General features: G+C 35.1%; 14 protein-coding genes, 7 tRNA genes and 1 other RNA gene. 6 read left to right on the plus strand and 16 right to left on the minus strand.

Annotated features, from left to right (window positions below; all coding sequences use genetic code 11):
- Positions 1 to 57 precede the first annotated feature (57 nt).
- The 12 genes from AC3WRL_RS21490 to rpsU all read right to left on the minus strand — a co-directional run bounded on the left by AC3WRL_RS21490 (position 58) and on the right by rpsU (position 4,669).
- Entirely contained in the window at positions 58 to 1,422 is a 1,365-nt protein-coding gene (locus tag AC3WRL_RS21490) for an ATP-binding protein (protein ID WP_214827742.1), read from the minus strand.
- The gene (locus AC3WRL_RS21495) at positions 1,423 to 2,103 is read right to left on the minus strand and encodes a response regulator transcription factor (RefSeq protein WP_214827740.1); all 681 of its coding nucleotides are present in this window, start codon (positions 2,101 to 2,103) and stop codon (positions 1,423 to 1,425) included.
- Between the two features lie 135 nt (positions 2,104 to 2,238).
- Positions 2,239 to 2,310 (minus strand) — tRNA-Thr (locus AC3WRL_RS21500).
- A 40-nt stretch (positions 2,311 to 2,350) separates the two neighbouring features.
- Positions 2,351 to 2,423, minus strand: a tRNA-Gly gene (locus AC3WRL_RS21505).
- 87 nt (positions 2,424 to 2,510) lie between these two features.
- Positions 2,511 to 2,591, minus strand: a tRNA-Tyr gene (locus tag AC3WRL_RS21510).
- A gap of 20 nt (positions 2,592 to 2,611) precedes the next feature.
- Positions 2,612 to 2,685 (minus strand) — tRNA-Thr (locus tag AC3WRL_RS21515).
- Between the two features lie 88 nt (positions 2,686 to 2,773).
- Positions 2,774 to 2,846, minus strand: a tRNA-Gly gene (locus tag AC3WRL_RS21520).
- Between the two features lie 87 nt (positions 2,847 to 2,933).
- Positions 2,934 to 3,014: transfer RNA gene (locus tag AC3WRL_RS21525), tRNA-Tyr, on the minus strand.
- 16 nt (positions 3,015 to 3,030) lie between these two features.
- Positions 3,031 to 3,104, minus strand: a tRNA-Thr gene (locus AC3WRL_RS21530).
- A gap of 108 nt (positions 3,105 to 3,212) precedes the next feature.
- Positions 3,213 to 3,503, minus strand: a complete 291-nt coding sequence (locus tag AC3WRL_RS21535) for an HPF/RaiA family ribosome-associated protein (RefSeq protein WP_214827737.1) — start codon at positions 3,501 to 3,503, stop codon at positions 3,213 to 3,215.
- Positions 3,500 to 4,387: a tyrosine-type recombinase/integrase gene (locus AC3WRL_RS21540; protein ID WP_261513103.1), complete on the minus strand. Its 888-nt coding sequence runs from the start codon at positions 4,385 to 4,387 to the stop codon at positions 3,500 to 3,502. The genes AC3WRL_RS21535 and AC3WRL_RS21540 overlap by 4 nt, the downstream gene beginning before the upstream one ends.
- 84 nt (positions 4,388 to 4,471) lie before the next feature.
- Positions 4,472 to 4,669, minus strand: a complete 198-nt coding sequence (gene rpsU, locus AC3WRL_RS21545) for a 30S ribosomal protein S21 (RefSeq protein WP_045501128.1) — start codon at positions 4,667 to 4,669, stop codon at positions 4,472 to 4,474.
- A gap of 244 nt (positions 4,670 to 4,913) precedes the next feature.
- On the opposite strand from rpsU, the gene ssrA reads away from it, so the two are divergent.
- Positions 4,914 to 5,316, plus strand: a transfer-messenger RNA (tmRNA) gene (gene ssrA, locus AC3WRL_RS21550).
- Between the two features lie 340 nt (positions 5,317 to 5,656).
- On the plus strand, positions 5,657 to 7,888 hold the full coding sequence (locus AC3WRL_RS21555; RefSeq protein WP_492331211.1) for a reprolysin-like metallopeptidase: 2,232 nt from the start codon (positions 5,657 to 5,659) through the stop codon (positions 7,886 to 7,888).
- A 127-nt stretch (positions 7,889 to 8,015) separates the two neighbouring features.
- Here the strand turns inward: AC3WRL_RS21555 and AC3WRL_RS21560 are convergent, their stop codons facing one another.
- Positions 8,016 to 9,149, minus strand: a complete 1,134-nt coding sequence (locus tag AC3WRL_RS21560; protein ID WP_492331212.1) for an acyltransferase family protein — start codon at positions 9,147 to 9,149, stop codon at positions 8,016 to 8,018.
- Positions 9,150 to 9,260: 111 nt separating this feature from the next.
- Between AC3WRL_RS21560 and AC3WRL_RS21565 the strand changes: the two genes are divergently transcribed.
- Complete coding sequence (locus tag AC3WRL_RS21565; RefSeq protein WP_492331213.1) at positions 9,261 to 10,109, plus strand: AraC family transcriptional regulator; 849 nt, start codon at positions 9,261 to 9,263, stop codon at positions 10,107 to 10,109.
- Between the two features lie 270 nt (positions 10,110 to 10,379).
- Positions 10,380 to 10,751 (plus strand): helix-turn-helix transcriptional regulator, encoded by a 372-nt coding sequence (locus AC3WRL_RS21570; protein WP_492331214.1) that lies wholly within the window; start codon positions 10,380 to 10,382, stop codon positions 10,749 to 10,751.
- A 120-nt stretch (positions 10,752 to 10,871) separates the two neighbouring features.
- On the opposite strand, the gene AC3WRL_RS21575 is transcribed toward AC3WRL_RS21570, so the two are convergent.
- Positions 10,872 to 11,831, minus strand: a complete 960-nt coding sequence (locus tag AC3WRL_RS21575; protein ID WP_492331215.1) for a beta-1,6-N-acetylglucosaminyltransferase — start codon at positions 11,829 to 11,831, stop codon at positions 10,872 to 10,874.
- Between the two features lie 282 nt (positions 11,832 to 12,113).
- Here AC3WRL_RS21575 and AC3WRL_RS21580 point away from each other — a divergent pair, with 282 nt between their 5' ends.
- On the plus strand, positions 12,114 to 12,839 hold the full coding sequence (locus AC3WRL_RS21580) for an AAA family ATPase (RefSeq protein WP_261509960.1): 726 nt from the start codon (positions 12,114 to 12,116) through the stop codon (positions 12,837 to 12,839).
- Between the two features lie 13 nt (positions 12,840 to 12,852).
- On the opposite strand, the gene AC3WRL_RS21585 is transcribed toward AC3WRL_RS21580, so the two are convergent.
- Positions 12,853 to 13,659 (minus strand): helix-turn-helix domain-containing protein, encoded by an 807-nt coding sequence (locus AC3WRL_RS21585; RefSeq protein ID WP_492331216.1) that lies wholly within the window; start codon positions 13,657 to 13,659, stop codon positions 12,853 to 12,855.
- Between the two features lie 87 nt (positions 13,660 to 13,746).
- Positions 13,747 to 14,643, minus strand: coding sequence for an oxidoreductase (locus tag AC3WRL_RS21590; protein WP_492331217.1), 897 nt, complete (start codon positions 14,641 to 14,643; stop codon positions 13,747 to 13,749).
- 198 nt (positions 14,644 to 14,841) lie between these two features.
- Here AC3WRL_RS21590 and AC3WRL_RS21595 point away from each other — a divergent pair, with 198 nt between their 5' ends.
- Positions 14,842 to 15,666, plus strand: a complete 825-nt coding sequence (locus AC3WRL_RS21595; RefSeq protein ID WP_492331218.1) for an SDR family NAD(P)-dependent oxidoreductase — start codon at positions 14,842 to 14,844, stop codon at positions 15,664 to 15,666.
- The last annotated feature ends 30 nt before the right edge of the window (positions 15,667 to 15,696 follow it).

Genomic DNA, 15,696 nt, shown 5'->3' on the forward strand with positions numbered 1-15,696 from the left:
AAAGTGCTAAGACACGATTAAAACGAACTTAAATGAGGCTTAAAAAAAAATTAAATTTTAGTTTTTGAAGGTAACACTAAACTTGTTTACGTTTTCTAATGGTGAAGAATAAATGATATCAGCTCCGTGGTATTCTAAAATTCTTTTTACAATACGAAGTCCTAATCCGGAGCCGGAAATATGCTGGGAATTGTGTCCCCGCATAAATGCCTCAAATAGTTTTGACTGCTCATCCTCTGAAATAGTATTTCCATGAGAAATAACATCCACAATCAGTTTTGAAGTAGTTTCTGTAATAAGAACATCCACTTCAGTATTATCTGAATATACCGCTGCATTTTTGAACAGGTTGATAAACACGATATCTAGCAATGATTGTATTCCTTTAATGGTTAATAGTGCTTGTTCTGAAGTTTCTTCAGAAATTAAAAAATCCATTTTCAGATCCGGATAACTTTTTTCTACGGTTTCAAAGGAACTGAATATAACTTCATCAATTCGTACTTCCTCATACAAACTCTGAATATTCTCTTTGTCAAATTTGGTAAGAAGCAGCAAGGAATTGGTCAGATCAGACAACTGATATACATCTTTCTGAATCTGTTTTAATGAAGATAGTGTCTCAGGAGAATGTTTTTCAAATTTAATCAGATTCTCCAACTGGAATGCCATCCTTGTGATGGGGGTTCTTATTTCGTGCGAGGCGCTCGCTGTGAAATCTTTTTGAGATTGAAATACGTCATTTAGCCTTACAATCATCGTATTGAATGACTGTGCCAGAATGCTAATCTCGTCTTGAGATTCTTGTACGGGAATTTGTGTAGTCAGTTTGTGGGCTGTAACTTCGGATATTTCTTGATTCAATTCTTCTAATGGACGAAGAAACTGTCCCATAAAATAGTAACTGAAAAGACCAATCAAAAGTGTACTCATCACATAGGCAGTGATAAGTAGATATTTTAAATAGTTCAACTTTGATTTCCCATTGCTGTCAAAAGCGCTGGTGAGAATATAGTAATTTTCTCCACGGATGTTTTTTAATGCTGCATATATTTCAGGAACTGTCTTTTCTGTATAGATCATTTTTTTCTGATCCAGCTCCTTTAATAAAGCGGCATCCCAGGTGACATTCCGATCTTTTATGGTACTGTAGATCAACTCCTTTTCTGCATTAAAGATCAGGATCTTTTCATTAAGAAGGATATTATCCGAATTTTCATTAAAAAAAATGGGTGCTTCCCTTTCGAAATCTTTAGATTCTGAGATAAAATGAGATGTAAATTCTAACCTCTGTCTGAATCTCTCTTTAAATTCATCTCTTCTAAAATCATTAAAAGACATGTATATTATAACCATCACAATACCGAAAAGTAATGAGAAGGCAATACTTAAATTTAAAGCGATCTTCCTTTTTAACGACATTTATAGTGGGCTTAAGTAATATCCAAATCCCGATCGGGTATGAATAAGTTTAACTTTAAAGTCTTTATCTATTTTCTTTCTTAAAAAATTGATGTATACCTCTACGGTATTCGTATTGGTATTAAAATTATGCTCCCAAACATGTTCTGTGATCTGTTGCTTGGAAACCGTCCTTCCCTGAGCTTCGGCCAGATAGGCCAATAATTGAAATTCTTTCAAAGTAAGGGTAATTTCATTTCCGGCTCTGAAAACTTTTTGCTCTGTTTTATTAATGATAAGATCATCAATCCGTACAATTTCCTGATCTGAAGTATCTACAGGCATTTTTCTTCTCAACAGAGAATTTACACGTAAAAGCAATTCTTCAAACTGAAAAGGCTTTACAAGATAATCATCCGCAAGTCTTGTGAAGGCATCTTTTTTATCAGAAAGATCTCCGTACGCCGAAATAATGATAATGGGTGTATTTTTATCAAAAGAACGAATCGTCTGGCAGACATCCAACCCGTTTATCTTGGGAACATTAATATCAAGAAGATATAAATCGTAAGAATTGTTTTTTATCTGGCGAAGGAAAGTTTCACCGTCATAAATTTTATCACAGGTAAAATGATTTGATTCCAAAAATTTACAAAGTTCAGCTGAGAGAATAAGATCGTCTTCTAATAAAAGTATATTCATCAAAAAATATTTATACGAATTTAACGAAAATTTTTATGATTGTTGATTAAAATCATCAACAGATGATTTATATGTTTCTTTGAATTTAATTTATTTCCAAAAAAAAATCCCGAAAGAATCCGGGATTATTACGAGAGCCAACTACGGGACTTGAACCCGTGACCTCTTCCTTACCAAGGAAGCACTCTACCGCTGAGCTAAGTCGGCATTAAGCAAAAAAATCACACTAAAAGCGTGATTTTCTTTGAGCGGAAGACGGGGGTCGAACCCGCGACATTCAGCTTGGAAGGCTGACGCTCTACCAACTGAGCTACTTCCGCAATTTTGTTTCCAAAACTATTGGTAAACGCTGTGCAAATCTATAAAAAAGCTTTTAAATTTGCAAGTCTTTTTTCTAATATAAAATGTGGGAAGAGCAGGATTCGAACCTGCGAAGCCGAAGCAACTGAGTTACAGTCAGTCCCATTTAGCCACTCTGGAATCTTCCCTCATGTTTTATATTAAATTGAGCCTCCAGAGGGATTCGAACCCACGACCCCGAGATTACAAATCACGTGCTCTGGCCAACTGAGCTATGGAGGCAATTTAAACTTTCTGAAGCTTTTCGAAGACTCTATCTTAAGCTGTATCAGGTTTAAAAAAAATCACGCCTTATGGTGTGATTTTACTGAGCGGAAGACGGGGGTCGAACCCGCGACATTCAGCTTGGAAGGCTGACGCTCTACCAACTGAGCTACTTCCGCAATTTTGTTTCCAAAACTATTGGTAAACGCTGTGCAAATCTATAAAAAAGCTTTTAAACTTGCAAGTTTTATTTTCAATATAAACAGTGGGAAGAGCAGGATTCGAACCTGCGAAGCCGAAGCAACTGAGTTACAGTCAGTCCCATTTAGCCACTCTGGAATCTTCCCTAGTTTATATTAAATGAGCCTCCAGAGGGATTCGAACCCACGACCCCGAGATTACAAATCACGTGCTCTGGCCAGCTGAGCTATGGAGGCATATTTTAAAAAGAATTCAAAAGATCACTGTTCCCTTTTTGCGAGTGCAAATATAGAACGGATTTTTTGAATTCTCAAATTTTTCGTTAACTTTTTTAAAAGTTTTTTCTATGCGGTTTCTTTTTTCTTGATTAATAGCTTCTTAGCAGTATCAACACATAGATCCAAACTCTCTTCAAAACTTACACTTGTCTTTTTTACTACGATATCGTCTCCTGGTACGGCCAAAATAATCTCGGTCGTTTTATTCGATTTATCCGAATTATTTTCAACTTTCAGGAATATTTTACATTCATGAATTTTGTCATAAAAGGTTTCAAGTTTGCTTACTTTTTTTTCGATGTGTGATTCTAATGGTTCGTGTGGAGTTAAACCAATTGATTGTACTGTGATCTTCATAATTCTTCTTTTTTAGACGCTCTTGGATGAGCCTGATTAAACACTTTTTTCAATTGTTCAATATTAGCATTTGTATAGACCTGCGTACTTGCAAGACTGGAATGACCTAATATTTTTTTTACTTTAGAAATCTCTGCCCCATTATCTAAAACGTGTGTAGCAAAGCTATGTCTCAGAATGTGAGGACTTCTTTTTTGCTTTGAAGTTATAAGACTAAGGTACTTATTTACGACTACATAAACAAACTTTTCCGACAGTTTTTTACCCTTCTTATTGACGAAAAAATAGGATTTATATTCTTCATCAGGTTTTCTTAATTCTAAATAACTTCGAAGTAAATGTGTTAAATCTTCAGCTATGGGAACATATCTTTCTTTATTCCCTTTACCTATAATTTTCAACTCATTTCCATCTAGGTTTACATTCTCAAATATCAAGCCACAAAGCTCCGCTTTACGAATACCTGTCTGATATAAAACCTCTATGATACAATGGTCTAAAACATCATGCCCATCTTCAAAAAATGCATTATCAAGCACTTGCATTTCTTCCTGAGAAATAGGAATCTGTTTTTCGGCGTAAAATTTAAGTGAAGAAATACTTTCTGTGGGTGAAACTTTAATTTCACCAATCTTTAAAAGAAAAAGATAAAAGCTGCGAAGTGAGGAAAGTTTTCTGTTGATACTTCTCTTGGAGATATTATTTTCGCTTAACGCAACTATAAAATTCCGGATTACTTTTTTATCAGCTTTGGAAATATCTTCAGAAGATTCTGTTTTAAGGAAGAAATAAGAAAAATCTTCAAGATCTTTTCTATAACTTGTAATAGTATGAGGTGAATACCTCTTTTCGAACTCTAAATATTCTAAATACTTATTCAGCATCACGTCTGGAGTGAACATAAAAAATTCACTCCTCAAATATAAGTATTTAAGAAGTGAATTTAGTATTTGTTTAAGAAAAATTTCTTAAGCCTGCTCTTCTTTGCTAAGTGCTCTTTGCTTGTAAGCAGCTTTTAACTTAGATTGTCTCAAAGTTACAGAAGGCTTGATAAACGCTTGTCTTGATCTCAATTGACGAACTGTACCCGTTTTATCAAATTTTCTTTTATATTTTTTTAATGCTCTGTCGATGGATTCACCATCTTTTACTGGAATTATTAACATATATTACATCTCATTTTGGATTGCAAAACTAGGACTTTTTTTCTTAATGTGCAAAATTACTCTCAAATTATTTTACATTTTTTATACGAAAACCAATTGTAACACCACTCAAACCTTGATTTTCTTAAAAACAGTAAATTGGAACATTGCTTTAAAACCTCCCAAACAGAGATCATTCAAAGGCATCGTTAAAAAACCGTTCATATTTGAACAAAAATCCTTACTTTTGCATTCACTTTAACATGGGGTTGACTGGTTTCGACAGCAAGACCAATGGGTAAGTAAGCATGCAGAGAACCGTAGCGCGATCTCTTAAATCCCTTGCTACAAAATTTTAACTGGCAACGAAGAGTTCGCTCTTGCAGCTTAATATCGAAGTTTAGTAGATTCAAGCGCTTTCCCGAAGATTTCAGTAGGGAAGCAAGATGTCTCACAAATGCTCTGTTTTGCGGCGTTTGATCCTGAGATATAGGAATGCAAAAATAAGGTTTTAGATACTTTGGCTAAAACTCGAAAACCTCAGAAGATAAGCTGGAAGTTGGGTGTCTGCTCTCTGCCTCCAGTCGAAAACCAATAGTAGAATAAGCATGTAGAAATCTTATGTATTGCTTGTTTGGACGAGGGTTCGAATCCCTCCAACTCCACTAAAGATACAGCTCCTCGTAAACATTGATTTACGAGGAGTTTTTGTTTCAAAAGACAGAAACAAGTGCAATATCCCGCTAAAAATTACTGATCATAACAAGGTCAACTGCCTTAAATTAATATTTTCAACATATAAATATTATTGAGGATTTTATTTTAAAATAACCCAAAAAAGGCAGTTTCTAATAAAAAAAATCATAATAATATGTTTTTATTATAATAATTATGCAAATTTAATTACTTTTATAGCTATTTATATTTTGAATTAAAAATTCCATAAATCAGGATTTTTTTTCATTTTACGAAATAACACCACCAAACACCATATTAAATATATTAACTATGAAAATTAAACAATTACTTTATCTGGGGATATTTATTTTATCCATTTCCCTGGGAAAGGCACAGGATTTTTTCACCACGATCAGTGAGAGATCCATTAAAGCAGACCCAAAAAACAGAACGGTTCAACCCGAAAAATCATTGACATACACATTGAATGTGTCTGGAATGAAAAGCTATTTCAATTCGGTTCCGGAACTGAGAGACAATGAGCGTAAAGACAACGCACCGATTATTGTCCTGCCTATGCCTGATGGGACGAAAGCAAAATTCAGAATCTGGAAGTCTTCAGTAATGGCTCCTGAACTGGCTCAGAAATTCCCTCAACTGGTTACTTTCACAGGACAGGGCGTAGATGACCAATATGCTACTATAAAATTGGATTTTACAGAGTTAGGGTTTCATGCTCAAATAAAATCTGTAATAACTGGTGATACCTATATTGATCCTTATGCAAAAACTAATATCAATGATTATATTGTTTACAAAAAGAGTGATTTAATTGATAGAAATCCAAGAATTTGCGGAACAAAAGACGAGGAAATAACACCCGAAAAAAAAAGCGTTCAGAAAAGCGTTACTCCAAGCGTAGGTACTCAAATTAGAATTTTCAGATTTGCAGTAGCTTGTACCGGTGAATATGCAAAGGCTGCAACAGGATTAGCTACACCTACAGTTGCTCAAGCCCTGTCTGCCATCGTAACCTCCGTAAACAGAGTAAATGGAGTATACGAACAGGAAGTAGCTGTAAGGTTGATATTGGTTCCTACTGAAACCAACGTTATCTTTACCAACCCTACTACAGACCCTTTTACAGGCAATAATGATGCATATACCTTAATAGATGAAAGTCAGGCACAGATTGATGCATTAATAGGAAACGCCAATTATGACATAGGACATACCTTCAGTACAGGAGGTGGCGGACTGGCCGGATTAGGAGTTATCTGCAGCACCGGTAACAAAGGAAGCGGCATTACCGGATCATCCAATCCTGTTGGAGATCCTTATGATATCGACTATGTTGCCCATGAAGTTGGACATCAGTTCGGCGGTCCTCATACTTTTAATGCAATAACAGGAAATTGTGCAGGAAACCGCAGTGCTTCAAATGCTGTAGAACCGGGAAGCGGAGTTACGATCATGGCTTACGCAGGTATTTGTGGTTCTGTAAACGACCTTGCACCAAACAGTATTCCTACTTTTCACACCAAATCATTCCAATCGATCACCACGAAAGTTCAATCAACAACATGTCAGGTGACAACGCCGGTTGCCAATACAGCTCCTGTTGTGAATGCAGGAAATGATTACACCATTCCTAAAGGAACTCCGTTTAAGTTAACAGGTTCTGCTACAGATGCACAAAATAATGCACTTACCTACTCATGGGAACAAAATGATGTAGGACCTGCAGGAAACTGGAATGCTCCAACTGGAAATGCTGCTATTTTCAGATCATTTGTCCCTGTCACTGTTCCTTACAGATATTTCCCAAAAATTACTGATGTAATTAATAATACGGTGACCAGAGGAGAGATCTTGCCATCTTATGCAAGAACCATGGAGTTCAGATTAACGGTTAGAGATAATAACCCAGGCTGTGCAGGGGTTGCAAACGATGATGCAATAGTTACAGTGGATGGAAATTCTGGGCCATTTACAGTTACCGCACCAACAACTGCTGTAACATGGACGGGCAATACTACTCAGACCATCACATGGAATGTAGCGAATACAACTGCTGCACCTGTGAGCTGTGCGAATGTAAGTATTTTACTTTCAACAGATGGAGGTCTTACTTATCCTACCACAATTATCGCTTCTACTCCAAATGATGGTTCAGAGACGATTATAGTTCCTAATGTAACTACAGCACAAGCAAGAATTATGGTTGCAGGACAGGGTAATGTGTTTTATAATATTAATCCTGTTAATTTTGCGATTGATAAGGTATTAGGTGTTAGCGAAGTAGTAGGAAGTAAAGATGTATTTGTAGTATATCCTAACCCAAGTAAAGGACTTCTGAATATTAAATTTACCAACTCCAATGAAAACTACGACATCATGGTATATGATGCAAGCGGAAGAGTAGTATTTAGTAAGCTGAATAATACATTAGACGCTGGCAAGGTGGGCACTTTCAATTTAGCTCACTTAATGACAGGAGATTATGTGATTAAGATTAAAACTAAAAATATGGAGAAATCCGTAAAATGGGTTAAAGAATAAGAATATCTAAATCCATCAGTTTAATAAAAAAAGGTTGTTTTCATTGTAAAACAACCTTTTTTATTTTTATAATTAAATGATATAAAACCCATTGGATCATCAATATCAGTTAGAACCGAAACACTATTTATTGAAACCTTTTCACAAGCCACTTCCGTACAGGCACATCATAAAATCTCATATACAGGTAAGCCATTATAATAGAAATAACGACAGTCAGTAAACCAAAAATCCATGATCGGGGTTCTGCCAATGTATGTTTTCCATTGGCAACCCATGCATAATAAGTGTATGCCAACGGAAAATGAGTAATATAAATAGGATATGAAATATCACCCAGCCACTTACAGAATTGATGGGTATTTTTATTTAAAATTTTCCCTCCTGCTCCCAGTAAAATAACCACCGGAAATAAAATCATTAATGCAAAGCATTCATATAAAGCATTCTGCCAATGAGCATCATTTCCCCCCAGTCGTGGAATAGCCAATATGACCATCAATAAAACACTTGTGGTAAAAAAAGCATTTTTCGTCAATTTCAATTTGGCCGCTCTGGCTAAAAATATTCCCATTAGAAATGGAAAGGCCAACCTTATGAAACCAATTCTCAACTGCTTGGCATCATCAATAGACCAACCTCCGATTATATCGCCACTGGGATTAGTGAATGCATAATGAATGGTAAATGCTGCCGAAACCAAAACTAAGATCCCTAATACGATTTTTGAAACCTTCCGTAAAATGAGGGCGTAAAAAATATTCGCGATGTATTCATAAAATAATGACCAAGCCGGACCATTCAGTGGATGCATTTCATTCCAACCTCTGATATCAAGACCCTTTCCTACTGGAATTACTGTCATCCCAATGAACATTACCAACAAGAGCTTCCATACCGGAGTTGTTGAAATACCACCCCATCCCATTCCTTCCGAGTGTTGGAAATAAAATAAAACCGCTCCTACCAACGAGCCAATAATGATCATAGGCTGCAACCTTATCAAACGGCGTATAAAAAAATCTTTCATTGTCATCTGACCCCATCGGTTATCATAGGCATAGCTGATTACATAACCCGATAACATAAAGAAAAAATCTACCGCTAAATAACCGTGATTAATAATCTGTTTCGTATGATCACCATTCGAATACACTTCAAAAATATGAAAGAATACCACCATAATGGCAGCTACTCCACGTAATCCGTCAAGAATTTCGTAGTGAGGTTTAGAAGAGGAAATGGGTAAGGTTGAGCTCATATATGGATTATAAAATTTGATACAAAAATATAGGTTCGTAGTTTAAAATACTTGTTCTATATTTTTTAATCATTGTCTTATATTTACATAATTGATTTTATTATCATATAAATGAAGCAAAATTTAAAATATTATCCAAATATCAAAACCAAGAGGTTTCACTTTGACCATGTACATATCAAATGGGATCAGCAGGTTCCACTCCACCAACAGGAAACGTGGGAACTGTCTTATATCATCACTGGAAGCGGAGCCAGAATTATTGGCGATGTCGTGGAAAATTTTTCAAAAGGCGAGATCATATTGATTCCACCTAATATCCCACATTGTTGGTCTTTTGATGAATCTGTTCATGACCGTGAAGGCAAAATTGAAAACATTACCATAGTTTTTGAAAGTGACTTCCTGAAAAACTGCACCCTGATTTTCCCTGAGCTTTTTACTGCTATTTCTGAACTTCAAAACAATGAAAATGCAGTTTCATTTACAGGAGAACCCTTACAAAAACTTCAGGTTTTAATGACTTCAATGATTCATCAGAATGATATTGAGCGGATATCTTCCTTCATTATATTATTAGAGCTGATTTCCTATTGCAAAGACATGCGGATTGTTGGAAGACCAATAACTGAAAATAAACAGGAAAAGAAGCTACAGAAAATACACCTCTATATCCTGAGTAACTTCCAACGAAATATCACTCTGGAAGAAATTTCACAATCTGTGGGTATGCAGAAATCTTCCTTTTGTGTTTTCTTTAAAAGAATGACCGGAAAATCTTTCTTCACTTATTTAACCGAATTCCGGATCGAATCATCATGTCAAATGCTATTAAAAACAAAACTGTCCGTGAAAGAAATCTGTATAGCATCAGGTTTTAGTGATATTCCTTATTATAATCGGGTTTTTAAAAAGATCAAAGGGATGAGTCCGGGTTATTACAGGAATAAAACGACATGAAATCTAAATTTTACCCTATAGCGAATTGTTTCAACTAAATACTATAATTATTTTAAAGGATAAGCAGGCTTTGATTTATAGTGTAAGCAATCAGTTCTGCCGAAGTTTTAGTATTTTTTTTCTAAGATTATATTTATGATTTTCTACCTTATAATAAGAAAGACAAAATTTCTTTTCTATTTCCGTAATGTCTTCACAAGATATCAGTCTCAATAAAACTCAAAACAACAATTTTCTCTATATTTGTGCAAAAGCACATATAAGATCACTATGGAAAAACTAAAAAGTTTAAGAAAGCAAAGAGGATACACTCAGGAACAGATGTCAAAGATCCTTTCAACAGATGTTTCCAATTACTGCAGAAAGGAGAATGGGGACGTCAAAATATTTGATGATGAATGGGAGAAATTGGCTAAAGTACTAGAAGTTCCAGTTGAGGAAATTAAAGAAGAAAGAAATTCAAATAAAGTACATAATGAAAACTTCACTCTTAATGATAATGCTACGGCAGGCAACTATTATGAGCAGTATTACAACATCCATAGTCCAGCTATGGAAAATTTTCAGGATTACATTAAATTATTGAAAGAGCAAGTTGACCTACTGAAGCAAGAAGTAGAGAACTTAAAATCCGGAAAATAAGCATAAAAAAACACTACCTCAATGAGGCAGTATTTTTTTGATCAGTAGCAAATATGTCACGAACCACTCAATAACCATATCGCTACTTTATCAGAACTATGTATTAACCTAATTTTATATTTAATTCAACTCATTAAAGCTGATATCGATACTTTTTATATCAACGATCTTCGCTAATGTTTTCAAAGGTTCGTTGTAATGGGTTGTCATACTATTTATTATTTTATCATCCACATTATCATCAAATTTTCTTGCAAAAAGATTACTGCCTGTTTTTAAGAATTCAAAATCCGTTTTGGTAAATGTTTTTGGACGTAATTTAATATCTCCATCCGGAATCCATATAATTGCTCTTTTATCGTCATTTACTAAAATACCATCAAAAGAAGTATTCATTAAAACAGTTTGAAAAAAGGATTCATCAGCAATCAGGGTATTAAAATAATAGGTTTCAAACTTTTTTACTTCTGCACTATTGCAGATAAATTCGCAACAGTTTCTGGTTAAGATCATCCACTGTCCACCGATGTAAGGAATTATATCTTTCATAAAACCTCTTTTATGGGTGTCTTCAGAAATTTTATCTTCAAGCTCTTCGAAATAATTCTCAATACGGTTCATCGTTTCAGGTCTGTTTAATTCCTGATCAGCTACTTTAATGTAACTCTTCCCATTATTTTTCGATAAAAATTCTTTGATTATTTTCTGTGATTTCAAAGGATAATCCTGTCCACTTAAGTTGATAAAATAATCCCATTTCTCGCTCATACTAAGCAGGTAGTTCATCCCATCCAGTTCTGCCTGAACCATACTATATCCACCCCACACTACTTTCTCACTTTTAAGGATATGCACATTCGGATATTCTTTCAGAAAATCTTTTACTTCTTCTCCAATTTCCTGATTGGCCTTTTTATCAATATGGATAAGATAGAAATTTGAAGGTTCATATATGGCTTTAAAAAGTCTCTTAAACTGTTCAGGTAATCGATGTACTAAAACCAGATAGGCAATACGGATAGGTTCTAGTGACATACTAATATGATGCTCATTGCTCTCGCTCATGTAAACATTTCTCATTTTATATTTTTTTAAAATTATGAATGCTTACAACTCATTTTATAAAGTATTAATAGACATTTTTCTCAATTTACGATAATTTAATGGTCTTTTATTTATTAATTTCTCAAAAAACCATTTCCCAGTATGAAATTATTCCAATGAAGTTCCTCCGATGACAGGCTTACATTGAAAACTTGCTTTATTTACATGAAGTACAATTTTCTTACATTTAAAGTTACTATTTTATGACTTGGCATATTTTTATCATAGGTGCACTAGTAATTGTTTGATTTAAAAAAAATGACTTATTTATCCAGAATTTATTTAAAAGATGATCACCCGGAAGATTTTCCGTTTAACCTTCCTATTTTTAAAAATGGTTTAAATCTTAATTTAAAAACCAATGTCACATTTTTTGTTGGTGAAAACGGAACCGGTAAGTCTACTTTAATGGAAAGTATTGCTGATAAATGTGAATTTAATTTATCGGGTGGAAATCGAAATCACAATTATGACTTCCATAAAACAGAATCTGTATTATCGGACTACCTTACACTTTCATGGCGCACAAAGATCAATGAAGGTTTTTTCATGCGTGCAGAAAGCTTTTTTAATTTTGCCACTTATATAGATGAAGTTTCTACGAGAGATTTAAGGGTTCTGGATGCATACGGAGGAAAGTCTTTACATAAACAATCTCACGGGGAAGCATTTCTGGCTTTATTCCATAATCATTTTGAAAAAGGCATTTATATACTTGATGAGCCTGAATCAGCACTTTCTCCACAACGCCAGCTTTCACTTTTATCTATCATACATTCATTGGAAAAAACGGGAAAGGCACAATTTATCATATCAACCCATTCTCCTATATTGCTTAGTTATCCGGGCGCAACAATTTATTCCCTGGATCACCATCTTAAACCTATTAATTATAAAGACACCGAACATTATCAAATCACGAAAAACTTCCTGAATTCTCCCGACTTATATTTCCGTCATTTATTTAATGATGACGACATCTGATCAGAAACACTTTTTAAGAAGATAATTTACTTGGAGATAATCCATATTGCTTTTTGAAAGCAAATGAAAAATGAGAAAGATCTTCAAAGCCCAGATCCATATAAATATCCGACGCCATTCTGCCTTTTTCAGCAAGGAGGTAATGTGCTTCCTGTAATCTTTTCTGCAACAGCCATTTTCCGGGTGTGTTCCCAAATATTTTTTCGAAATCACGTTTAAAGGTTGCCAGACTTCTTCCTGTGAGATAAGCAAAGTGATCAAGGTTTACATTAAAATGGTAATTCTTGCGCATAAATGCCTCGATATCAATTTTTCCAGGTTCATTAAAATCGAATAAAATATCTTTCAGTTCAGGATTCTCCCGGAGCAGTAAAATAATTGCTTCTTTTATCTTCACCTCTACCAGACGCGGATCGGAAAGCGTATCAGTCTTCTTATACATCAGCAATGAATCCATATAATTTTTTAAAAGAGAACTGGATTCAAATAAAACTAAAGAGCTCGTCGAACATTTCTTCTCCGACATTACATTGTACATTATGCTAAAGTCCTGTAAGGTCTGCTGATCCAAGTGAATGGATAACGACTGAAATTCTTCACCCGGAGGAGGTATTTTCGTAAACTTCAAAAGCTGATTACGCTTTAAAAAACGAATAGAACCTTCTTCCGATCTGTATTCATTGATTCCATCATTTAAAATTAAGTCTCCGGAGATCTGGTAACTGATCACATGATCGGACACAAAATGTTCTCCCTGCCTGCTCAACTGAACATAGCAAGAGTATATGATATTTCCGAAATCCTGTCTTGTTGTTTTCATTTCATTACAAATATAATAAAGCATCTTTAGAATAATTCGATAAAACAAGTGTAAGTATTTTCATTACACTTGTTTATGATCAAAATATCAATCTATACGGATTCCTTTTTTTGCTAAAAACTTTTTGCCTTCTTCAGATTCCAAAACATTTACAGCATCATCATGATCTGTGGAAACACTAACCTCACGCCACTTTTCAAATTCTTCTTTTCTGTGTTGATCCGCATTTTGAAGAATGGCCGCCGCCTCACTTCCTAAAACCAGATGTAATGGAGGTGTTGGATGATCGACCAAATCAACCATTACTTTTGCTGCTTTAGCCGGATCACCCATTGGAAGAAATTTCCCTGACGTCAGATATTCTTTAATGCTTCCTACCGTATCCTCATAACCTTCAATATCTTTAGCAAAACTCATAGAAGCTCCAGCCCAATCTGTTCTGAACCCACCCGGCTCAACAGAAGTAACCTTAATTCCCAAAGGCAAAACTTCTTTACTTAATGATTCTGAAAAACCTGCAAGACCAAATTTTGCAGCCTGATAAATGGACAGGCCAGCATTTCCTACTCTTCCACCTACAGAACTGATCTGTAAAATATGCCCTGATCTCTGTTTTCGCATATGAGGCAGCACAGCTCTGGTTACTTCGATAGGAGCAAATAAATTAACCTCCAGCTGATTTCTCACCTGTTCTTCAGTAAATGCTTCTGCTGCTCCGGTGATTCCGAATCCAGCGTTATTTACCAATACATCAATTCTTCCAAAGTGGTTAACTGCTTCTTCAACAGCAGAATAAATCTGCTCTTTAACCTGAACATCTAACTTTAATAAAAGTAACTGTGAGGAATAATTCTGCAACAGATCATTTAACTGCTCAGGATTTCTTGCGGTAGCCACAGCATAGTCCCCTTTTAACAAAACTGCTTCTAAAAGACTTTTTCCCAGTCCTTTTGAACTTCCTGTAATAAACCAAACTTTTTTCATTGTTTTTATTTTAAATTTTATTGAGACAAAGTTCCATCAAACCGACCAACATTCGGTTTGTTAAAAAGCTCAAATCCACTTTGTTAAAACACTCACTTCCGGTCATGTAATTTTGTGCTAGTATTCAGCTGAAATGAACTAGTCTTCTCTACTGCACCTGAATAACTTTGCATCATAAAATAATTCAAATACAAAATCATGAGCAAAACAATTTTTATCACAGGAGCATCTAAAGGATTCGGAAGACTGTGGGCAGAAGCTCTTTTAGAGCAAGGAAATAATGTAGCCGCTACTGCGAGAAACATTTCTACTTTGGATGATCTTAAAGCAAAATATGGTGACCAAATTCTCCCATTGAAACTGGATGTCAATAACCGTCAGGAGGTATTTGACACAGTAGATACCATAGAAAAACATTTCGGAAAGATTGATGTTTTAATCAATAATGCAGGTTATGGCTTATTTGGCACTGTGGAGGAAACCACCGAACAGCAAGCCAGGGAACAAATGGAAACTAATTTCTTCGGTTCTCTTTGGGTATCGCAGGCCGTATTACCAATAATGAGAAAACAAAAGAGTGGGCATATCATTCAGATCTCCAGTTTTCTTGGATTAACTACTTTACCTTTATTAGGTCTATACAACGCTTCAAAGTTTGCGATAGAAGGTTTAATAGAAACTGTAGGAACAGAAACCGCGCATTTAGGAATTAAAACAACTTTAGTTGAACCAAACGGATATGCGACAGACTGGGCAGGAGCATCTGCCATACAAACGTCAGCTGATATTTCAGATTACAACCCAGTACGGGAAGTATTTGCAAAATCGGGAGACAATCCTGATACATGGGGAAAACCGGAAGCTACCGTACAACCTGTTTTAGACATTATAAATTCAGAAAATCCGCCTCGACGTTTATTACTAGGAAAACTGGCCTACCACATGATACATCAGATGTACACAGATCGTTTACAGGAGGTGGAAGACTGGAAAGATGTGAGCATCACTGCACACGGTCATTAGAATCAAAATAATACTTAGAAATCGAAAAAT

It is taken from the genome of Chryseobacterium sp. FW101-FHT12H09, from assembly GCF_058790395.1.